We start from the raw sequence: 20,429 nt of genomic DNA, 5'->3' as shown, positions 1-20,429 counted from the left end.
GATCCACGCGTCTCGAGCAGCCTGCCCCGCGACGCGGCGCCGAGGCAACGCGTCTAGCGGTCCCTGGGGTCCCACTCTGCCGGGGGCACATCGCGCCGCGCCAGCCGCAGGGCAAGACCAATCCCGACGCCGACCGCGATCGCCACGGTCAGATCGGTCAGCACCGTCAGTACCAGCGTCAGCAGCAGGAGCGCGACGTCGGAGGGACGCTCTGACAGGTAGCTGCGCCATTTGTGCGGCTCGGACATGTTCCAGGCGGTCAGGATCAGCAGGCCGGCAAGCGCGGGCATGGCCATGCCGCCGGCCAGCGGGGCGGCGAGGAACATCACCACGAGAATGGTCAGCGCATGGACCAGCCCGGCGACGGGCGTGCGTCCACCGGCGCGGACGTTGGTGGCGGTGCGGGCGATGGCGCCGGTGACCGGCAGCCCGGCAAAGAGCGACGACCCGATGTTGGCGGCGCCCTGGGCCAGCATCTCGGCACTGGGGCGGTGGCGGCCCGCGATCATGCGGTCGGCCACCATCGCCGAGAGCAGCGACTCGATCCCGGCCAGGAAGGCGATGACAAAGGCAGAAGGCAGCAGTTCCGTGACCCGCGCCAGGGTGATTTCCGGCAAGGCGGGCATGGGCAGGCCCCGGGGCAGGGCGCCGAAGCGGCTGGCGATGCTGTCGACCGGCAGGGCCAAAAGCGCGACCGTGGCAGAGACCGCGCCCACGGCGAGGATCAGGCCGGGAAAGCGCGGCCAGAGGCGGCGCAGGAGAACGATCAGCCCCATCGTCGCCAGGCCCGAGGCCAGCGCGGCGGTGTTCATCGTTTCGCGCGCGGCCCAGAGCGCGGCGAGCTTGGGCAGGAATTCGGCCGGAACCTCCTCCATCGTCAGGCCGAAGAGGTCCTTCAACTGGCTGGTGGCGATGATGATGGCGATGCCGATGGTAAAGCCGTTGATGACGGGCTCGGGCACCAGGGCGATCAGCCGCCCGGCGCGCAGGGCGCCCGCCACCAGCAGGATCACCCCCGCCATGAGCGTTGCCAGCACCAGCCCGTCATAGCCATGCTGGGCGATGGTGGCGAAGACCACGACGATGAAGGCCCCCGTCGGCCCGCCGATCTGCACCCGGCTGCCACCGAGGGCCGAAACGAGAAAGCCGCCTATGATGGCCGTGACCAACCCGCTGGCGGGATCGGCGCCCGAGGCGATGGCAATGGCCAGGCTGAGCGGCAGGGCGACCATCGCCACGGTCACGCCCGCCAGCGCATCGCGCGTCAGATCGGCCCGCGAATAGCCGGGCAGGGTGGTCAGCAGCTTGGGTTTCATGGGCAAAGAGCTACGCCTGCCGGGGTGGGGGCGGCAATGGACGCGTGGTCGCAGGAGCCGATCAGGCCTGAAGGATGAGCCAGCCGAGGTAGGCCGCGTATCCCGCCAGCAGCACCGCCGCCTCGCCGCGCGAGACGCGCGCGCCGGTGACGGCAAAGAGAAGCAACAACAGGGTTGTTCCGAGCATCACCCAGATATCCAGTTCCAGCACCTCTGCCGGGACCTGGACGGGCGCAACCAGCGCCGTCACGCCGAGGATGCCGAGCAGGTTGAAGATGTTGCTGCCGATGATGTTGCCGAAGGCGACCTCGCCTTCGCCCTTGCGCACCGCCATGACCGAGGTCACGAGTTCCGGCGTCGAGGTGCCGATGGCGACGATCGTCAGGCCGATCAGGGTTTCGGACACGCCCGCCGCAGCGGCCAGGCCCACCGCGCCGCTAACCAGCAGGCGGGCGCCGAAGATGGTCAGCGCCAGCCCGGCCAGCGCCATCAGGAGCGCGGGCCACAGGTGTTGCGGGCGGGCCGGCAGCAGGTCGGCCTCACCCGTGTAGACGGCCCGGGCAGCGGTGCTGCGGCGGCGCTCGGCAACAAGGGTGGCGGTCAGATAGGCACCCAGGACAACGATGAAACCGGCCCCTGCAAGACGCCCGATCTCGCCGCTGGTCAAGGCCCAGAGCGCCAGCCCCGTCGCCAGCAAAAGCATCGTGCCATCCCGCATCAGCGCCCGACGGTCGACGGCGATGGAGCTTACCAGTGCCGCGATCCCGAGGATCAGGAGCACGTTGCCGATATTGCTGCCCAGTACGTTGCCGACGGCGATGCCCGGCGATCCCGAGAGCGCGGCCTGCAGGCTGGTGACAAGCTCGGGCGCGGAAGTGCCGAAGCCGACAAGGGTCAGCCCGATGATCATCGGCGGCACGCGCAGCCCGCGCGCCACGGCAACGGAGCCGCGCACCAGGAGGTCGCCTCCGACGACCATCGCCGCCAGTCCGAGGAGAATGTAGAGCCCGTCGATCATCCCAGCGCTCCCGAAACTTGTCAGTCCTTGCGGCGCAGGATGTGGGAGCGGGCGTTGCATGGTCAAGGTCATCTGCCGGGACCCACGCGGCCCGCCGGCAAAATCGCCGTCTGGTCATCGCGGGGTCCATGTGAAATACCTTGGCCCGCGGTATTGCAGGAGCGATGGATGAGCGATTTCGACTATGATCTCTTTGTCATCGGCGGCGGATCGGGTGGCGTGCGCGCGGCCCGGGTGGCGGCGGGCGAGGCGGGCGCGAAGGTGGGTCTGGCCGAGATGGACCGTTACGGCGGCACCTGCGTGATCCGGGGCTGCGTGCCCAAGAAGCTCATGGTCTTTGCCAGCGAGTATTCCCACATGCCCGCCGAGGCGCGCGCCTATGGCTGGGACATTGCCGATGGCGCCTTTGACTGGAGCCGGTTCCATGCCCAGCTGAAGACCGAACTGGACCGGCTGGAAGGTGTCTATCGCAAGCTGTTGTCCGGGTCGGGCGTGGACAGCTTTGACGCGCGGGCGCGGCTCAAGGATGCGCATACGGTCGAGCTGTCGAATGGCGAGGTGAAGACCGCGAAACACATCCTGATCGCCAGCGGCGGGCGCCCGGTGCGGCCCGACATGCCCAACGCGCACCTGGGACAGGTTTCGGACGACATCTTTCACTGGGAGCGGCTGCCGCGGTCGGTGCTGATCGTGGGGGGCGGCTATATCGCCTGCGAATTCGCCTGCATCCTGCACGGGCTGGGGGTCGAGGTGACGCAGTATTATCGCGGGGCGCAGATCCTGCGTGGCTTCGACGAAGAGGCGCGCGGGCTGATCGCCGATGCGATGAAGGAACGCGGCATCGACCTGCACACCGGCACGAACATCGTCGAGATGCACCGCGCCGACAGCCCCGAGGCGCAGGGCATGGAGGCGGCGCCGGTCGAGGCGAGCCAGTTCGGCGGTGCCCATGAGGATGCGCCGGGCAGCGGACCGATCCGGGTCAAGGCGACCAACGGCAATATCCGCGACTTCGACGCCGTGCTTTTTGCCACGGGGCGCGCGCCCAACACGGCGGACATGGGGCTGGAGGAGCTGGGCATCGGGCTGAGCCGCAACGGCGCCATCGAGGTCGATGCCTACAGCCAGACCAAGGTGCCCTCGGTCTATGCGATCGGTGACGTGACCGACCGGGTGAACCTGACGCCGGTGGCGATCCGCGAGGGCATGGCCTTTGTTGAAACGGTGTTCAAGGGCAACCCGACGCCGGTGGATCATGAGCTGATCCCCTCGGCGGTCTTTACCCAGCCCGAGATGGGCACGGTGGGCCTGAGCGAGGAGGCGGCGCGCGACCAGGAGGAGATCGAGGTCTATTGTACCTCGTTCCGGCCGATGCAGACCGCCTTTGCCGACCGGCCCGACCGGGTGCTGATGAAGCTGATCGTATCGAAGGCCACGCGCAAGGTGCTGGGCTGTCACATCGTCGCGCCCGGCGCGGGCGAGATGATCCAGCTGGCGGGCATCGCGATCAAGATGGGCGCGACCAAGGAAGACTTTGACCGGACGGTGGCGGTGCATCCGACCATGTCCGAAGAGATCGTGACCATGCGCAATCCGATGCGGAGCGCTTGAATTCGCAGCCGGGGCGCACAGGTTACAAGGCAATCCGACAGACGAGGAAGGACCGAAGTTCATGGCAGGTAACAGCGGCGGCCCCTGGGGGGGCGGCGGTGGCAACCAGGGCGGAGGCGGCAACGGCCATCGTCCGCCCAACGGCGGTGGCGGCGGTGGCCGCCGTCCCGACGACAACCAGATGCCCGAGATCGACGAGTTGATGAAGAAGGGCCAGGAGCGGCTGCGCGTCCTGATGGGCGGTCGCGGCGGCGGCAATGGCAGCAACGGCGGTGGCAGCGGTGGCTCGGGTGGACCCGGCCTGACCCGCGGAACCGTGGCCATCGGTGTTGCGATCCTGCTGGGCCTCTGGGCCTTTGGCAGCTTCTACACCGTGCGGCCCGAGGAAAAATCGGTCGAGCTGTTGCTGGGGCGTGAATTCGCCGTCGGCAACCCGGGCCTGAACTTTGCCCCCTGGCCCTTTGTCACCTACGAGGTGGTCAACGTGACCTCGGAACGGACCGAGACGATTGGCGGCGGCCGTGGCGGCAACGACGGGCTGATGCTGACCACCGATGCGAACATCGTCGACATCGATTTCCAGGTGGTCTGGAATATCTCGGACCCGGCGCAACTGCTGTTCAACATCCGCGACCCGCAGCTGACCGTGCAGGCGGTGTCTGAATCGGTCATGCGCGAGATCATCGCCGCGTCCAACCTGGCGCCGATCCTCAACCGCGACCGGGGCGCCATTGCCGACAGCGCGCGTGAACAGATCCAGGCGACGCTGGACGAGTACGAATCCGGCATCAGCATCGTCCGGATCAACCTCGACACCGCCGACCCGCCGCGCGAGGTCATCGACGCCTTCCGCGCCGTCCAGGCGGCGGAACAGGAACGTGACCGGCTGGAACGCCAGGCCGATGCCTATGCCAACCGCGTCGTGGCCGAGGCCCGAGGCAAGGCGGCCGAGATCCGCGAAGAAGCCGAGGGTTATCGCGCCCAGGTGGTCAACCAGGCCGTGGGTGAGGCCGCGCGCTTTACCTCTGTTCAGGAGGAATACGCGCTGGCGCCCGAAGTGACGCGCCGCCGTCTTTACATCGAGACGATGGAAAAGGTGCTGGGCGACGTGGACAAGATGATCCTCGACAATACCGTGACCAGCGGCGGCGGTGCCGGTGGCGGCGTGGTGCCCTACCTGCCCCTCAACGAGCTGCGTCGCAACAGCGGAGGTGACCAGTGATGCGCAAGGTAACCTATCTCCTGCCGGTCTTCGTGATCGCCATCGTGGTCTTCCTGTCGTCGATCTTCGTGGTTGATGAACGGGAAAAGGCCCTGGTGCTGCAGTTCGGCCAGATCAGGGCCGTCAAGGAAGAGCCGGGTCTGGCCTTCAAGATCCCGCTGATCCAGGACGTTGTCCGCTACGACGACCGTATCCTGTCGCTGGACACCCAGACCATCGAGGTCACGCCCTCGGATGACCGCCGCCTGGTGGTCGATGCCTTTGCCCGCTACCGGATCGCCGATGTGGTCCAGTTCCGGCAGGCCGTCGGCGTGGGCGGTCTGCGCACCGCCGAGGACCGCCTGACCGGCATCCTCAACGCGCAGATCCGCGAAGTCCTGGGCGCCGACCAGGTCACATCGGACCGGATCCTGTCCGAGGATCGTCGTGAGCTGATGAACCGGATCCGCGATAGCGCCCGGGCCGAGGCGCTTTCCCTGGGGCTGGAAGTTGTGGATGTGCGGCTGAAGCAGACCAACCTGCCGTCGCAGAACCTTGACGCCACCTTTGACCGGATGCGGGCAGAGCGTGAACGCGAGGCGGCGGACGAACGCGCTCGCGGTAACGAGGCGGCGGCGCGCGTGCGTGCACTGGCTGACAGGACCGTGGTCGAGACGCTCTCCGAAGCGGACCGGGATGCCAACGTGATCCGAGGCGAGGCCGACGCCGAGCGCAACCGGATCTTTGCCGAGGCCTATGGTGCGGACCCCGAGTTCTTTGCCTTCTACCGTTCGCTGCAGGCCTACGAGGTCTCGCTGAAGGGCGGCAACTCGACGATGGTGATGACGCCGGACAGCCAGTTCTTCAACTACTTCAAGAGCGAAGTGGCCTCCGGCGATCCGTTCCTGGCACCGACGCTGCCGTCGCCTACGGCCAGCCCGGTGGCGCCTGACGCGCCCGCGCCGGAAACCGCCGAGGACCCGGCCCCCGAAGGCCCGGCGCCCAGCGACCCGGCCCCGGAACCGAGCGATCCGGCGCCCGCGCCGGAGGCCCCCGAGGCCGACGCCGCACCCGTCGACAATTGAGCGGGTCGGACATCCTGATGGGGATCGGAATGGTCCTCGTGATCGAGGGGCTGGTCTATGCACTGGCCCCTCAGCTTGTGGAGCGCCTGCTTGAGGCGCTCCGCGAGATGAGCCTGGAACAGCGCCGCCTGCTGGGCGGTCTGACGCTGGTCACCGGTCTGATCGTCCTGTGGCTAGCACGGGGCGGGCTGTTCTGAGAGGGGGCGGTCTGGGTCTTGCGGCGGGGGAGCTGTCGATCTTTGCGCTCTGCGTAAATGTCAGCGAAGCGGGACTTTTCGGTCATTCGGCTTGCTCAGCCAAATGACCGCTATTGTGTTTCGAGCAGATCAAACTGGAACTGCCGGTCTACTCGGCTCTACAGGGTTCTAAGGCTTGTTCACCAGACCCTGCTGAAAAGAACCGTCCGTCGGGTGAGAATGCAAAGCTGTTGCTAACAATGCATCCATTTGGGTTCCTATCCAGCAGACGGAATGCAGCATTTACCAGTGGCGGTATTGGAGACAGTTGATTGTCAATTTCATGGGTTCCGGCTCCGATCAATTCGACTTGCAGGATCAGAAACTGTCTTAGCAGCATCGCCTGTTCACCCGGCCCCAGCAGGCTCTCTTCGTTGGCCAGTCGAATTTCGCAAAGTCTACGTATTGTACCATCGCGAGAAGTCCACTCTGTAAGCAAAACGTACAGTTCTGCCCCAGCGACGCCCCAAGCCTCTTGGGCTAAAGATACTCCCCAATCCCGCGCATGTCGCTCGGGAACGTTCCGCCGCTGGAGCCCTTCGCTATCAAACACCGAGCTGGTTTCGATGGATGCGCGACAGCGTTCAAAAAGGTCGTCAAAATCCTGCACCAAACTCTGTGCGTAACTTGGATAGCCCCACGTCGAAAAAGCCGTGAAGAATAATGCACAGCTCGCTATCCTAAGTGTTACTGAACCCATCTGACAAACCCCAACACTTGAAGGCCGACATTGGCTGCATTGCAGAATGTGGTCAACAAGGGGCTCTTAGCCGCCGTCCGCTGTGCGAGCCATTGATGGCGGTACTGGGGCGGTTCATTTCTTTTCCAACTGACAGGTCTCCCCAACCCGCACGCCCCCCCCTTCCGCCCCTGCACAAAGCGGAAAAGCGCCGATCCACGGCCTGCACGCCTGCTCACAACCCGGTGAGGCTGCATTTCAGCCCTTTGGTGTTGCGCCTGCGCACCTATGTTTGTCACACTGATCGATAGGAGGCAGGCGGCATCGCGTGACCTGCGCGTCTGCTGACTGGCAGAGACAAGGAGACCCCATTGAAACCGCAATCCCTCGCTCTGACGCAGGAAAACAAGACACCGCTGAGGCTGTTCTGGCTGGCGACGCTGTCGATGTTCCTGATCGTTTCGCAATCCCTCATGGCCACGGCCCGCGGCGCTCCGGACAGCTTTGCCGACCTGGCCGAACGGATCAGTCCGGCCGTGGTCAACATCACCACCTCGACCACCGTTGCCGGCCGGTCCGGCCCGCGCGGCATCGTGCCCGAAGGCTCGCCCTTCGAAGATTTCTTTCGTGACTTTCAGGACCGTGGCGGACCCGACCGTCCGCGCCGCTCTTCGGCGCTTGGCTCCGGCTTCGTGATTTCCGAAGACGGGTTCATCGTCACCAACAACCACGTCATCGAAGGCGCCGACGAGATCACCATCGAGTTCTTCGAAGGCTTCGAACTGCCCGCCGAACTGATCGGCACCGATCCCAACACCGACATCGCCCTGCTCAAGGTCGAGGCGGACCGTCCGCTGACCGCCGTGCCCTTTGGCGACAGCAACACCATGCGCGTCGGCGATTGGGTCATGGCGATGGGTAACCCGCTGGGCCAGGGGTTCTCGGTCTCGGCGGGCATCGTGTCGGCCCGCAACCGGGCGCTGTCGGGCACCTATGACGACTACATCCAGACCGATGCGGCCATCAACCGCGGCAACTCGGGCGGGCCGCTGTTCAACATGGACGGCGAGGTGATCGGCGTGAACACCGCGATCCTGTCGCCCAACGGCGGCTCCATCGGTATCGGGTTTTCGATGGCCTCGAACGTGGTGGTCAACGTGGTCGACCAGCTGCAGAAATACGGCGAGACCCGCCGTGGCTGGCTGGGCGTGCGCATCCAGGACGTGAGCGAAGACATGGCCGACGCGCTGAACCTGGCGGAAGCCAAGGGGGCGCTGGTGTCCGACGTGCCGGAAGGCCCGGCAAAAGAGGCCGGTGTGGCCGCCGGTGATGTGATCGTGTCCTTCGACGGGGTCGAGGTGGTCGACACCCGCCAGCTGGTGCGTGTCGTGGCCAATACGCCGGTCGGCAAGACCGTCCGCGTGATCGTCAACCGCGACGGCGAAACTCAGACCCTGAAGGTCACGCTCGGCCGCCGTGAAGAGGCGCAGACCGCCGTGCCGGCTGCCGCGCCCTCGACCCCGGACGAGCCGCCGGCCAAGATGGAAACGCTTGGCCTGACGCTCAGCCCGCTGACCGATGCGATCCGCGGTGAGCTGGACCTGCCCGCAGCCATGCAGGGCCTGGCGGTCATGGACGTGGACCCGGCCTCGGAAGCCTACGAGAAGGGGCTGCGCGCCGGTGACATCATCACCGAGGCGGGCCAGCAGGCCGTGGCCAGCATCGAGGACCTGGAAACCCGCATCGCCGAGGCGCGCGACGAGGGCCGCAAGTCGATCCTGCTGCTGGTGCGGCGGGGCGGCGGCGACCCGCGCTTCATGGCGCTGGGCCTGGCGGCGAATTGAGCCGGTCGGGGACCTTTGGACATGACAAGGGGCGGCCTGTCGGGCCGCCCCTTTTGCGTTCCGGGAGAGGGAGGCCTGGGTCCTCAGGGCCGCATGTCGCGGGCCTTTTGCGCGGCGGCGCTCAGCGCCTTTGAGATGTCGCCGCGCAGGGGGCTGTCCTCGAGCACCTGCAGTCCGGCTGCGGTGGTGCCGGCGTAATCGAGCATCTGGCGGACGTGATCCGCGGCGCGGGGCGGATCCTCGGCCAACATCTCGCCACTGGCGCGAAAGAGCTGCCGGATGGCGCGGTCGGCGGCCTCGGGCGGGATGCCCTGCGCCTCGGCGTGTTCGGTCATGGCGGCGGCAAACCAGGCGACGAAACCGGGCACCGGCCCTGTGAGGGCGGTGAAGTGATCCAGTTGTGCCTCGTCCTCGAGCGCGTCTTCGGTGCCGCAGGCGGACAGCAGGCGGCGGACGACCATGCGGTCGTCCTCGCTGGCGCCGGGGGCCGCGACCCAGGGCGAATAGGCCAGCCGCCGCGCGGCGGCGGGGCTGGACATGGCGCGGATGATCCGGGGGCTGCCGGTCAGGCGCTGCAGGTCCGCGATCGTGACGGCGGCCATGACCGAAAAGATCAGCTTGTCCCCGGCGGGCAGGTGCAGGTCGGGCACCCCGGCGGGCGGGATGCTGATCAGGATCGTGTCGCAGGCCCCGGCCAGCGCGGCGGGATCGTCGGTGACGGTGACCTCGGCGGGCAGATCGCCCCGCGTTCCGCTGCGGTTGGCGATCCAGAGGTCGCCGGGCGCGACGGCGTCGCTCTCCAGCCAGGCCTGCGCGATGGCACGGCCCAGCATCCCCGAGCCTCCGACGATGCCGATGCTGCTCATGTCAGGTGTCCTTTCGTGGGGCCGCGCGGTCAGGTTTCGGGCAGTTCGACCGCCACCAGCCCCAGCGCGCGGGCGGTTTCCAGCGAGAGTTGCGCGCTTTCCAGTCCGCGTTCGGACTGGTAGGTGCGCACCGCTGCCGTGGTCGGCGCGTCCATCCTACCGGAGATATTGCCCGAGAAATAGCCGCGGGCGGCCAGCGCCCGCTGTACGGAGGAAATGAACTCGGGCGTCATCTCCTCGGGGCAGGGGGCCTCGAAGGTGATCTCGGCGCGTTCGCGCACCACCTTGGGCACGGGGGCCCTGCGGTAGATCGGTGGGCGGATCACGGTGCCGTCCTCGGCGATCTCGGCCTGGACCACCTGCACCTCGCCCATGACATGTTCGTAGACGGCCGGCCGCAGGTCGCGGGCCTGGCAGGTGCCATCGTCGAGATGTTCGGCAAGGGGGGGCGCGGTATTAGGGCTTTGCGCCTCGCGGCTGACGGATTGCGGGGTGTCGCAGGCGGCCAACAGGACCAGCGCCACCAGCGGGGCGGCCCGGGGCCGGGAAAAACGGGACATGACTGCTCGGGCCTCTGGAGTGCCTTTTCTTTGCGGCAGGATAGCCGGTTTGGCCCGGTCTGCCTAGAGGCTGGCGGCGGCGCGCGCGGGACCCTGCCTCAGGGCGTGTCCAGCAGCCGGTCGAGCAGGGGCGAGATGTCCTCGATCTGTTCGGAAATGACATGGGTGACGCCGTTCTCGCGCTGGACGCGGCCGGTGACGCGCAACATGCGCCCCGCGATCACCGCCCGGCGGAAGCGTTCGTAGAGCTTGCGCCAGACGATGACGTTGACGACGCCGGTCTCGTCCTCGAGCGTGATGAAGATCACCCCCTTGGCGGTGCCGGGACGCTGGCGCAGGATCACCAGCCCGGCCACGGTGACGCGGGCGCCGTTGGGCGGTTCGCCCAGGCGGCTGGCGATCAGGCAAGAGGGGGGCTGCGGCCAGGTCATGTGAACGAATGTAGAACATGCGGCGGGGGCGACCAAGCCCTCCTGCCGCAATTGTCATCGGCAGGTGCGGCACACGCGGGGACGTGCGGCAAAAATATCGGATTCCGTCCATGTGCTGACGCAAATGGGACTGGCGGGGCAGGGGCGTCCCCACTAGGTAGGGGACGGATCAAGACGGAGCGGTGAAATGGCAAAGATCACCTATATCGAGCACAACGGCACCGAACATGTCGTGGAGGTGCCCACCGGGCTGACCGTGATGGAAGGCGCGCGCGACAACAACATTCCCGGCATCGAGGCGGATTGCGGCGGCGCTTGCGCCTGTTCGACCTGCCATGTCTACGTGGCCGAGGACTGGGTCGAAAAGCTGCCCGCGCGCGAGGACATGGAAGAGGATATGCTGGACTTCGCCTATGAGCCCGATGCCAAGCGCTCGCGCCTGACCTGCCAGCTGCGGGTGAGCGATGCGCTGGACGGGCTTGTCGTGCAGATGCCCGAGAAGCAGATCTGATGCCTGCCCGGGCGCCGCGTGTGCCGTGGCGCCCCTGGCGTGCGCCCGCCCGCGGCGCGTGGATGGCGCTGTGCCTGTGGCTGGCGGGCCTGACCCCGGTCGTGGCGCAAGAGGCGGTTGCCGCCCGGTACGAGGGCGAGGTGACGCGTTATCCGCATGGCGTTCTGGGTGACGAGATCGAGTATGACACGCTGGCGGTGACCCTGTCGGACGGACGCGTGCTGCGCCGCCGATGGCAGGCCCCGCTGGTCTTCGAGGACATCGCGCCGAGGCTCTGGGACGTGACCGGCGACGGGGTGCCGGAGGTGGTGACGGTCGAGAGCCACGCGGACCGCGGCGCCCGGCTGGCGATCTGGGAGGTGCGGCAGGGCGACCTGCAGCCGCTGGCCGCGACACCTTTCATCGGCCAGCGCTTTCGCTGGCTTGCGCCCGTGGGCGCGGCGGACCTTGACGGCGATGGTGCCATCGAGATTGCCTATGTCGATCGGCCCCACCTGGCAAAGACCCTGCGCATCTGGCGCTACCAGAACGGCACTCTGACCCAAGTGGCTGCCGCCGAAGGGTTTTCCAACCACCGGATCGGTTGGGATTACACCGTCGGCGGACTGCGGGTTTGCGGCGAGGGGCCGGAAATTGTCCTGCCTTCGGGGGACTGGCGGCACGTGATGGTGGTGGACCTGGCGGCCGGTGGCCTCGAGCGTTACGCCAGCGATCCCTACAGCCCCGAGATGCTGACCGCCGTGATGGAGTGTCGCTGAAACCGCGGCGCGGCGCCCTTGGCGGACCGGGTTTGGGTATTTTTGCCAAGAAGAAACACAAGGCGCGCGCCTGTGGCTTCTTCTTGGCAAAAATACCGCCGGGGGAGTCGACCGAAGGGAGACGGGGGCAGAGCCCCCTTTTCATCTCCTTTCGCGTGGAACGATTCGGGCTTAACTTTCGCGGACGTCCGAATTACCCATGTCGTCCATGAAGATACTCTTTCTAGGTGACGTGATGGGCCGCGCCGGGCGGCAGGCGATCACGGAGCGTCTGCCTTCCCTGCGCAAGGACTGGCGGCTGGATTTCGTCATCGTGAACGGCGAGAACGCGACCAACGGCCACGGGTTGTCGGCAGAGCATGCCAAGGCGATCTTCGAGGCCGGGGCCGATGTCATCACCCTGGGCGACCACGCCTTCGACCAGAAAGAGATGCTGACCCATATCGAGGGCGAGACACGCATCATCCGACCGCTGAACTTTGCCCGGCAGGCACCCGGACGGGGGGCGGCGCTGTACAAGGATGCGCGCGGGCGCAAGGTGCTGGTGGTGCAGGCCCTGGGGCAGGTCTTCATGAGCCGCAACTACGACAACCCCTTCACGGCGGTGGACGAGACGCTAAAACGGCATCCGCTGGGCGGGCAGGCGCAGGCCATCGTCGTCGACATGCATTGCGAGGCCACCTCGGAAAAGATGGGCATGGGGCATTTCTGCGACGGGCGCGCCAGCCTTGTCGTGGGGACGCATACCCATGTGCCGACCTCGGACACGCAAATCCTGCCGGGCGGCACCGCGTTCCAGTCGGACGCGGGCATGTGCGGAGATTACAACAGCGTCATCGGGATGGACCCGGCGGAACCGCTGCGCCGGTTCGTCAATGGCATGGCCAAGGGCCGGTTCAACCCGGCGTTGGGCGAGGCCACCCTGTCGGGCGTCTATGTCGAGACCGATGACATGACCGGCAAGGCGGTTTCCGTGCAGATGGTCCGCCAGGGTGGGCGGCTGGCGCCCGCCGGCCCCGCATGAGCCGCCTCTTGCCCTTTGCCACGCTGGTGGTGACGGGCGCGGCCTGGGGGGCGACGCAGCCACTGATGAAGGTGGCGGTGTCGGAGGGCTATCGTCATTTCGGTCTGATCTTCTGGCAGACGGTGCTGGTGGGGCTGCTGCTGGGCGCGCTGACGGTGTTGCGTGGCAAGCGCCTGCCCATGCACGCCCCGGCGCTGCGGCTGTATCTGTTCATCGCCGTGGTCGGTACGGTGGTGCCGGGCATCGCCTCTTACCAGGCGGCGGTGCATCTGCCTTCCGGCGTGCTGTCGATCCTGCTGAGTTCGGTGCCCATGTTCGCCCTTCCGATTGCCCTGGCGCTGGGCATCGACCGGCCGGAGCCGCGGCGCATCCTGGGCTTGCTGCTGGGGCTGAGCGGCGTGGCGGTGCTGGTTCTGCCCGAGGCAAGCCTGCCGGCAGGGACGCAGGCGGTCTGGATCGCGGTCGCGCTGATTTCCTCGGCCTGTTACGCGCTGGAAGGCAACATGGTGTCGAAATGGGGCACCCAGGGGCTGGATGCGGTGCAGGTGCTGACCGGCGCTTCGATCCTGGGGGTCGTGCTGAGCCTTCCCCTGGCGCTGGCCAGCGGACAGTTCATCACGCCGGTGTTGCCGCTGACGGGGCCGGACAAGGCGGTGATCGCCAGCGCCGCGCTGCATGCCTTTGCCTATTCCGCCTATGTCTGGCTCGTGGGCCGGGCGGGCGCGGTCTTTGCCGCGCAGGTGAGCTATCTTGTCACGCTGTTCGGTGTCTGCTGGGCGATGCTGTTTTTGGCCGAGGCCTACTCGGGCTGGGTCTGGGTGGCGCTGGCGCTGATGATGGCGGGCATGGCCCTTGTGCAGCCGCAGCGTAAACCGCTTGTGCCTGTCCCGCCAAGCGGTCAGAATGCGGCCGGTTGAGTGCGGGCGATAGGCTGAGCAATACATGATCGGGATCGAGCTGAGCCAGACAAGCCAGGCGGTGATGACGCTTGCCGTGGTGATCGGTATGTTCGTGCTTTTCGTCCGTGAAACCTATCCGACAGAGGTCACGGCCATTGGCGGTGTCGCGGTGCTGCTGGTGCTGGGCGTCCTGCCCTATGACGCGGCATTGGACGTGCTGTCGAACCCGGCGCCCTGGACCATCGCGGCGATGTTCCTGGTGATGGGGGCGCTGGTGCGGACCGGGGCGCTGGATGCCTTCACGGGCTTCGCGCAGGAACAGGTGGCATTGCGGCCCAAGCGGGCCATCGGCGGCATCCTCCTTGTGGTGATCGTCGCCTCGGCCTTCATGAACAACACGCCGGTGGTGGTGGTGATGCTGCCGATCTTCGTGCAGATCGCCAAGACGATGGGCATCGCGCCGTCGAAACTGCTGATCCCGCTGAGTTACGCGGCGATCCTGGGCGGCACCCTGACGCTGATCGGGACCTCGACCAACCTGCTGGTCGACGGGGTGGCCCGCACCCAGGGGCTGCAACCCTTCACCATTTTCGAGGTGACGCCGCTGGCGATCATCCTGGTGGCCTGGGGGATGATCTATCTCTATTTCGTGGGGCGGTTCCTGCTGCCCGAGCGGACCTCGATGGCGGGGATGCTGTCGGATCGCTCTCGGATGAAGTTCTTTACCGAGGCGGTGATCCCGCCGGATTCGAACCTGATCGACCGCGAGGTGCTGGGCGTGCAGCTGTTCAAGCGCGACGGCGTGCGGCTGATCGACGTGATCCGGGGCGATGAATCGCTGCGCCGCAACCTGCAGGGGGTAAAGCTGCAACTGGGTGACCGTGTGGTGCTGCGCACGCAGATGACCGAGCTGTTGTCGCTGCAACGCAACAAGGAGCTGAAGCGCGTCGACCAGGTGTCGAGCAAGGAAACGACCACCGTCGAGGTGCTGATCACGCCCGGTTGCAAGATGGTGGGCCGGTCGCTGGGCGCGCTCCGCCTGCGGCGCCGGTTCGGGGTCTACCCGCTGGCGGTGCACCGGCGGAACCAGAACATCGGGCGCCAGTTGGACGACCTGGTGGTGCGCGTGGGCGACACGCTGCTGCTGGAGGGCAACGCAGAGGACGTCAAGCGTCTGGCGGACGAGATGGATCTTGTCGACGTGGCGCATCCTTCGGCCCGTGCCTTTCGCCGGGGCCACGCGCCGGTGGCGCTGGGGGCGCTGGGCGGCATCGTGGCGCTGTCGGCGCTGGGCGTGGCGCCGATCCTGGCGCTGGCGGTGGTCGCCGTTGCGGTGGTGCTGCTGACCCGCTGCATCGACGCGGACGAGGCGTTTTCCTTTGTCGAGGGGCAGCTATTGGCGCTGATTTTTGCCATGCTGGCGATCGGTGCCGCGCTGGAGGCCAGCGGTGCGGTCGGGCTGATCGTGGGCGTGGTGGCCCCCCTGATGGCCAAGCTGCCGGCGCCGCTGGTGATCTGGGCGGTCTACCTGCTGACCAGTATCCTGACCGAAACCGTGTCCAACAACGCCGTGGCTGTGGTGGTGACCCCCATCGCCATCGGCCTGGCCAGCGCCATCGGGGTGGACCCGCGTCCGCTGGTGGTGGCGGTCATGGTGGCGGCCTCGTGCAGTTTCGCCACGCCCATCGGCTACCAGACCAACACGCTGGTCTATGGTCCGGGGGGCTACAAGTTCTCGGATTTCTTCAAGGTCGGCCTGCCGCTGAACCTGAGCGTTGGCGTGCTCTCGGCGGTGCTGATCCCCTATTTCTGGCCGCTCTAGGGGCGGCGGCGTCAGCCGTAGCGTTCCACGAAACCCTCGAGCAGGCGGGGCGGTTCGGTGACCTTTGCCGCGCGGCACATCTCGATCAGGGCGTCTGCCTCTTCGGGCGCGAAATAGCCCTTGTGACGATAGATACGGATGCGGGTTTCGAACTCGGCGGCGTCGGCCTCGGGGTGGAACTGGGTGGCGTAGACGTTCTGGCCGTAGCGGATCATCTGGTAGGGGCAGGGGCCGGACGAGACCAGGTGCACCGCGCCCTTGGGCAGGTTCTGCACCGCTTCCTTGTGGCCGACGAAAGCGTCGAACTGCTCGGGCAGGCCGGCGGTCAGGGGGTCCTTGGCGCCCTCGGGCGTGGTATAGCAGGTCACGGCGCCCACGGGTTCGTTGAACCGGCCCTTGGCCACCTCGGCGCCCAGGTGGTGGGCCAGGATGCCGATGCCATAGCAGCAGCCCATGAAGGGAATATCCTCGGCGGTGATGCGGGGCATCAGGCGCAGGATCGACTCTTCGATGCGGCGTTCCACCGGGTCCTTGTCCGCGGGCCTGTCGCTGACGCAGCCGGGGCCGCCGCCGACGATCACCCCGGCATAGTCGCCCGGGTCCATGTCGCGCGGCAGATCCTCCTGTTCCAGGCGCATCCGGTGGACGCGATCGGCGCTCAGGCCGGAGGTGTCCAGGATGGCGCGGTACTCGGACTCGCTGGCCTCGGGTTCGGGGCGCAGCTGGAGGAGGAGGAATCGGCTCATGACCTTGCGCTACCGCAGGGACGCGCGGCGCGCAACGCCACATGACCCGGACTTGGCGCGCGGACTTGGCAAGGGGGGCAGGCGTGACTTATAGAGGCGCGGATATTCCAAGCACCCGAAAAGAGGCAACGCGACATGGCCGGCCATTCCAAATGGGCAAACATCCAGCACCGCAAGGGCCGTCAGGACAAGATCCGGGCCAAGATCTTCTCGAAACTCTCGAAGGAGATCACCATCGCCGCCAAGATGGGCGATCCCGATCCCGACAAGAACCCGCGCCTGCGCCTGGCCGTGAAAGAGGCCAAGGGCCAGTCGATGCCCAAGGACAACATCGAACGCGCCATCAAGAAGGCGACCGGTGGCGATGCCGAGGATTACGAGGAAATCCGCTATGAGGGCTATGGCCCGAACGGCGTGGCGGTGATCGTCGAGGCGATGACCGACAACCGCAACCGGACCGCCTCGACCGTGCGGTCGACCTTTACCAAGAACGGCGGCAACCTCGGGGAAACCGGCTCTGTCGGCTTCATGTTCGAGCGCAAGGGCGAGATCGTCTACCCGGCGGATGCGGGCGACGCGGATGACGTCATGATGGCGGCGATCGAGGCCGGCGCCGAAGATGTTGAATCCTCCGAGGACGGGCATGTGATCTATTGCGCGGACACCGACCTGAACGAGGTGTCGACCGCGCTGGAAGCCGACCTGGGCGAGTCCGAGTCGACCAAGCTGGTCTGGAAGCCCACGACCACGACCGAGTTGGACCTGGACGGCATGCAGTCGCTGATGCGGCTGGTCGAGGCGCTGGAGGATGATGACGACGTCCAGCGCGTGACCACCAATTTCGAAGCCTCCGACGAGGTCATGGCGCAGCTGGAAAACGCCTGACCGTCATGCCCTGCGGCAGGATGGCCCCCGCCTTGGCGGGGGCTTTTTTGCTGGTGGAGACGGATGTTCGTAGGATGGGTGGTGTTCACCCATCCTTAACCGCTCTGTCCGAGGCTGGTGTCATGACCAGCTATCGCCGCCTGCGCCTGCCCGGCGCGACCTATTTCTTCACTGTCAACCTCTCGGACCGCCGGTCCGGGGCGCTGGTGGATTACATCGACGATCTGCGCGCGGCCTGGACCATGACCTGCAGGGACCGCCCGTTTCGCACCGAGGCGGTGGTTGTCCTGCCGGACCACCTGCATGCCATCTGGACCTTGCCACCGGGGGACGCGGATTTCTCGACCCGCTGGCGCCTGATCAAGACGCGGTTCTCGCTGGCCTGCGGGCTGGCCGGGCGGCGGAGCCATTCCAAGCGGCGCAAGGGCGAACGCGGTCTCTGGCAGCGGCGGTTCTGGGAACATGCGATCCGGGGCGAGGCGGATTTCCGGACCCATCTGCATTTTTGCTGGGGCAACCCGGTGCGGCACGGGCTGGTCGCGCAGGCCGAGGACTGGCCCTATTCCTCGTTGCACCGGGATTTGCCCCTGGGGCGGGTCCCGCGCAAGATCGACTGTTTGCCGGATGGCCTCTTCGGGGAAAGGATGGGTGAGGATCACCCATCCTACGGATCCCTGCGCGCCGGGTAGGGCACAGCCGCCTTGCGACCCGGCCTTGAAACCGCCTAAGCCGGGGTATGCTTTTGCGGGCGCTCATATTGCTGGGGGTTTTCGTGGCGCTGTCCGGCGCCGCGACCTGGTATTTCGGACACGAGGTTCTGATTGCGCTGGGGCTGATCCTGACCCAGGCCAAGGTGCTGCTGAAGAAGCTTGCCGGGCTCGACCTGCCGGTGATCCTGAGCTGGCTCAAGACCCAGGGCGCGATGTTCTTTCGCGTCGAGCTGATCAAGAAATGGATCACCACCTCTGTCGTGCCGTTGATGCTGGGCAAGGCGATCCTGCGGCGGATCCAGTTGCTGGTCAAAGGCTACCTGCAGATCGTGCAGCAGCGATACGCGCGGCTTATGGACTGGTTCAACGGGCTGAGCCGTGTCGAGAGGGCGGTGGCCTGGCTGGTGATCCTCTTTGCCACCCTGGCGCTGTCGGTCACGTCGATGGGGCTGTGGCTGATCCTGTTCTCGGTGCAACTGCCGCTCTGGCTGGTGGCGGCCTTTGGCGCGACGGTGCGGATGACCTGGACCAGCCTGCAAAAGGGCCTGTTCAAGGCGCTGGCCTTTCTGCAGCTGGGCTGGCTGTGGAAGGGGCTCAAGCGGCTCTTGCCGGCCTCGGTGCTGGAACGCAAGCGGCGGGCGGAATTCCGCATCGCCCGGGCCATCGTGCGGCGGCGGCGGATGACGCTGAAACAGCTGGTCGAACGCAAGGGGCGGCTGCCGTTCAAGCTGGGCCTGCTGGCGGAATACCTCTTTCATCCGCCGGGGCGGCGCCCGCGCTGAGCATGGTCAGGCCGGTGTGGCGGGGGGAAAGACCTGTCGGCGGACCAGCGGGCTGATCCCGATCAGCACCAGCATCACGGAAAAGAGGCACCAGATCGCCGGCATCTCGTTGGGGTTGCTGGTCAGGCCCGAGGCAATCAGCGGCCCCACCAGCCCGTTGAGAAGGGCAAAGCGCCAGGCGCCGTAGAGACAGGGCAGCAACAGGCAGGCCAGCAGGTAATCCGGGAACTGCCCGATGCCGCCCAGCCAGTGCGACAGGCTGAGGAAATTGTTGAGCTGCATGCTCCAGCCCAGGTGCCAGTCGCCGGAGATGGTGCAGAACTCGGGCCCGCAGAGCGGCACCCCGGGCGGACAGACCCCAAGCCAGGGCGCGGGGAGCAGGCGCGCCAGCAAGGTCAGCGAGGCGAGCGAGGCCAGCCCCAGCACCCAGCGCCTTGTGCGCGGGTCGATGGCGGGGCCGACCAGGGCCATGCAGAAGAGGTTGACGACAATGGGTTGCAGAACGATGTGCAGGTAGGACAGCACCGTGACCGTCGTGTTGCCCGGCGTGCCGCATTGGTCGATCACGCCATAGCCCCAGGCCTGCAACCCCTCCATCGCGGTGAAGAAACCAAGGGTGCCCCAGATCCCCGCAGGTTCGCCCTTGCGCCAGGTGACGAAGGTGGCAGCCGCCCCAAGCGCGGCCATCGAGTAGGTTGCGGTTTCGCTCCAGCACATGCGCTTTCTCCCTTGAATTGGGATTTTCGGGATTTCGCGCGGGGGGTCAATGCTGCCTTCGTTCGGGATTGATCTGGGCGGCAATTCCGGCCATCAGGCGGGTCGGGTCACGAGGGGCACGGGTATGGAAGCGGCGATTGCGGGGTTTGCACTGGGGTTCAGCCTGATCCTGGCGATCGGGGCGCAGAATGCCTTTGTCCTGCGGCAGGGGCTGCGGCGGATGCATGTGCTGCCGGTGGTCCTGGTCTGCGCAATCTCGGACGCGGCGCTGATCGCTGCCGGGGTCACCGGGTTCGGCGCACTGGCCGAGGCGGTCCCGGGGCTGGAATGGGGGATGCGGATCTTTGGCGCCGCCTTCCTTGGGTGGTACGGGGCCAAGACGCTTTATGCCGCCTGGAAAGGGGGCGAGGCGCTGGCCGCCGGCGAGGGGGCGCAAAGCCTGCGGGCGGCGGTGCTGACCTGCCTGGCGCTGACCTGGCTCAACCCGCATGTCTACCTGGATACGGTTGTGCTGCTGGGTGCGGTCTCGGCCCAGTATGACGCACGGCTGGCCTTTGCGCTTGGGGCGATGACGGCCTCTTTCGTGTTCTTCTTTTCGCTGGGATACGGGGCGCGGGCGCTGGCGCCGATCTTTGCGCGGCCGCGGGCCTGGCGGGTGCTGGATCTTGTCGTGGGCCTGACCATGTGGGCCATCGCGGCCAAGCTGCTCTGGATGTGACCCCCCTTGT

Annotated in this window: 22 protein-coding genes; 14 read left to right on the top strand and 8 right to left on the bottom strand. The window is 66.8% G+C overall.

The annotated features are described in order from the left end of the window. Window positions 1-53 precede the first annotated feature (53 nt). Together BLQ71_RS22490 and BLQ71_RS22485 are read right to left on the bottom strand one after the other, a co-directional pair. Window positions 54-1,316 carry a SulP family inorganic anion transporter gene (locus tag BLQ71_RS22490; protein ID WP_074623330.1) on the bottom strand — a complete coding sequence of 421 codons (1,263 nt, stop codon included), beginning with the start codon at window positions 1,314-1,316 and terminating at the stop codon, window positions 54-56. A 61-nt stretch (window positions 1,317-1,377) separates the two neighbouring features. After that, window positions 1,378-2,334 carry a calcium/sodium antiporter gene (locus BLQ71_RS22485; protein ID WP_074623329.1) on the bottom strand — a complete coding sequence of 319 codons (957 nt, stop codon included), beginning with the start codon at window positions 2,332-2,334 and terminating at the stop codon, window positions 1,378-1,380. Window positions 2,335-2,502: 168 nt separating this feature from the next. On the opposite strand from BLQ71_RS22485, the gene BLQ71_RS22480 reads away from it, so the two are divergent. From BLQ71_RS22480 to BLQ71_RS22465, 4 genes are all read left to right on the top strand, one after another. Then, on the top strand, window positions 2,503-3,945 hold the full coding sequence (locus BLQ71_RS22480; RefSeq protein ID WP_074623328.1) for an FAD-dependent oxidoreductase: 1,443 nt from the start codon (window positions 2,503-2,505) through the stop codon (window positions 3,943-3,945). A 61-nt stretch (window positions 3,946-4,006) separates the two neighbouring features. Then, window positions 4,007-5,167, top strand: coding sequence for an FtsH protease activity modulator HflK (hflK, locus tag BLQ71_RS22475; RefSeq protein ID WP_043137851.1), 1,161 nt, complete (start codon window positions 4,007-4,009; stop codon window positions 5,165-5,167). Next, complete coding sequence (hflC, locus tag BLQ71_RS22470; protein WP_043137850.1) at window positions 5,167-6,231, top strand: protease modulator HflC; 1,065 nt, start codon at window positions 5,167-5,169, stop codon at window positions 6,229-6,231. The genes hflK and hflC overlap by 1 nt, the downstream gene beginning before the upstream one ends. A gap of 17 nt (window positions 6,232-6,248) precedes the next feature. Beyond that, window positions 6,249-6,428 carry a DUF2065 domain-containing protein gene (locus tag BLQ71_RS22465; protein ID WP_052244320.1) on the top strand — a complete coding sequence of 60 codons (180 nt, stop codon included), beginning with the start codon at window positions 6,249-6,251 and terminating at the stop codon, window positions 6,426-6,428. A 148-nt stretch (window positions 6,429-6,576) separates the two neighbouring features. Here BLQ71_RS22465 and BLQ71_RS26145 read toward each other — a convergent pair whose 3' ends face one another. Then, window positions 6,577-7,167, bottom strand: coding sequence for a hypothetical protein (locus BLQ71_RS26145; RefSeq protein WP_133066192.1), 591 nt, complete (start codon window positions 7,165-7,167; stop codon window positions 6,577-6,579). A 350-nt stretch (window positions 7,168-7,517) separates the two neighbouring features. Here BLQ71_RS26145 and BLQ71_RS22460 point away from each other — a divergent pair, with 350 nt between their 5' ends. Continuing rightward, window positions 7,518-8,990, top strand: coding sequence for a DegQ family serine endoprotease (locus BLQ71_RS22460; RefSeq protein ID WP_088702484.1), 1,473 nt, complete (start codon window positions 7,518-7,520; stop codon window positions 8,988-8,990). 83 nt (window positions 8,991-9,073) lie between these two features. Here BLQ71_RS22460 and BLQ71_RS22455 read toward each other — a convergent pair whose 3' ends face one another. From BLQ71_RS22455 to BLQ71_RS22445, 3 genes are all read right to left on the bottom strand, one after another. Beyond that, the gene (locus BLQ71_RS22455; protein WP_074623327.1) at window positions 9,074-9,856 is read right to left on the bottom strand and encodes a pyrroline-5-carboxylate reductase family protein; all 783 of its coding nucleotides are present in this window, start codon (window positions 9,854-9,856) and stop codon (window positions 9,074-9,076) included. Window positions 9,857-9,885: 29 nt separating this feature from the next. Further along, complete coding sequence (locus tag BLQ71_RS22450) at window positions 9,886-10,416, bottom strand: peptidoglycan-binding domain-containing protein (RefSeq protein WP_052244287.1); 531 nt, start codon at window positions 10,414-10,416, stop codon at window positions 9,886-9,888. Between the two features lie 98 nt (window positions 10,417-10,514). Continuing rightward, window positions 10,515-10,847 carry an OB-fold nucleic acid binding domain-containing protein gene (locus BLQ71_RS22445; protein WP_043137836.1) on the bottom strand — a complete coding sequence of 111 codons (333 nt, stop codon included), beginning with the start codon at window positions 10,845-10,847 and terminating at the stop codon, window positions 10,515-10,517. A gap of 187 nt (window positions 10,848-11,034) precedes the next feature. On the opposite strand from BLQ71_RS22445, the gene BLQ71_RS22440 reads away from it, so the two are divergent. The 5 genes from BLQ71_RS22440 to BLQ71_RS22420 all read left to right on the top strand — a co-directional run bounded on the left by BLQ71_RS22440 (window position 11,035) and on the right by BLQ71_RS22420 (window position 15,861). Next, entirely contained in the window at window positions 11,035-11,358 is a 324-nt protein-coding gene (locus BLQ71_RS22440; RefSeq protein ID WP_043137834.1) for a 2Fe-2S iron-sulfur cluster-binding protein, read from the top strand. Then, the gene (locus BLQ71_RS22435; protein ID WP_074623326.1) at window positions 11,358-12,116 is read left to right on the top strand and encodes an FG-GAP repeat domain-containing protein; all 759 of its coding nucleotides are present in this window, start codon (window positions 11,358-11,360) and stop codon (window positions 12,114-12,116) included. The genes BLQ71_RS22440 and BLQ71_RS22435 overlap by 1 nt, the downstream gene beginning before the upstream one ends. 208 nt (window positions 12,117-12,324) lie before the next feature. Further along, window positions 12,325-13,140 (top strand): TIGR00282 family metallophosphoesterase, encoded by an 816-nt coding sequence (locus tag BLQ71_RS22430; RefSeq protein ID WP_074623325.1) that lies wholly within the window; start codon window positions 12,325-12,327, stop codon window positions 13,138-13,140. After that, window positions 13,137-14,057, top strand: coding sequence for a DMT family transporter (locus tag BLQ71_RS22425; RefSeq protein ID WP_074623324.1), 921 nt, complete (start codon window positions 13,137-13,139; stop codon window positions 14,055-14,057). Before BLQ71_RS22430 ends, BLQ71_RS22425 begins: the two co-directional genes overlap by 4 nt. A 25-nt stretch (window positions 14,058-14,082) precedes the next feature. Next, on the top strand, window positions 14,083-15,861 hold the full coding sequence (locus BLQ71_RS22420; protein WP_074623323.1) for an SLC13 family permease: 1,779 nt from the start codon (window positions 14,083-14,085) through the stop codon (window positions 15,859-15,861). Window positions 15,862-15,872: 11 nt separating this feature from the next. On the opposite strand, the gene BLQ71_RS22415 is transcribed toward BLQ71_RS22420, so the two are convergent. Beyond that, window positions 15,873-16,607, bottom strand: coding sequence for a glutamine amidotransferase (locus tag BLQ71_RS22415; protein ID WP_074623322.1), 735 nt, complete (start codon window positions 16,605-16,607; stop codon window positions 15,873-15,875). Between the two features lie 135 nt (window positions 16,608-16,742). Here BLQ71_RS22415 and BLQ71_RS22410 point away from each other — a divergent pair, with 135 nt between their 5' ends. The 3 genes from BLQ71_RS22410 to BLQ71_RS22400 all read left to right on the top strand — a co-directional run bounded on the left by BLQ71_RS22410 (window position 16,743) and on the right by BLQ71_RS22400 (window position 18,984). Further along, entirely contained in the window at window positions 16,743-17,492 is a 750-nt protein-coding gene (locus tag BLQ71_RS22410; protein ID WP_069209437.1) for a YebC/PmpR family DNA-binding transcriptional regulator, read from the top strand. A gap of 122 nt (window positions 17,493-17,614) precedes the next feature. Continuing rightward, window positions 17,615-18,181 (top strand): REP-associated tyrosine transposase, encoded by a 567-nt coding sequence (locus tag BLQ71_RS22405; RefSeq protein WP_074623321.1) that lies wholly within the window; start codon window positions 17,615-17,617, stop codon window positions 18,179-18,181. Between the two features lie 83 nt (window positions 18,182-18,264). Further along, complete coding sequence (locus BLQ71_RS22400) at window positions 18,265-18,984, top strand: hypothetical protein (protein ID WP_139168484.1); 720 nt, start codon at window positions 18,265-18,267, stop codon at window positions 18,982-18,984. A gap of 6 nt (window positions 18,985-18,990) precedes the next feature. On the opposite strand, the gene BLQ71_RS22395 is transcribed toward BLQ71_RS22400, so the two are convergent. Continuing rightward, window positions 18,991-19,701, bottom strand: a complete 711-nt coding sequence (locus tag BLQ71_RS22395) for a DUF5765 domain-containing protein (RefSeq protein ID WP_043137820.1) — start codon at window positions 19,699-19,701, stop codon at window positions 18,991-18,993. A 124-nt stretch (window positions 19,702-19,825) separates the two neighbouring features. Here BLQ71_RS22395 and BLQ71_RS22390 point away from each other — a divergent pair, with 124 nt between their 5' ends. Then, on the top strand, window positions 19,826-20,419 hold the full coding sequence (locus BLQ71_RS22390; RefSeq protein ID WP_043137817.1) for a LysE/ArgO family amino acid transporter: 594 nt from the start codon (window positions 19,826-19,828) through the stop codon (window positions 20,417-20,419). Window positions 20,420-20,429: the final 10 nt, after the last annotated feature.

It is taken from the genome of Antarctobacter albus (genome assembly GCF_900101505.1).
Classification (GTDB): Bacteria; Pseudomonadota; Alphaproteobacteria; order Rhodobacterales; family Rhodobacteraceae; genus Antarctobacter; species Antarctobacter albus.
The sequence above is the reverse complement of the archived record's forward strand: the minus strand, read 5'-3'. Positions and strand labels throughout refer to the sequence as shown.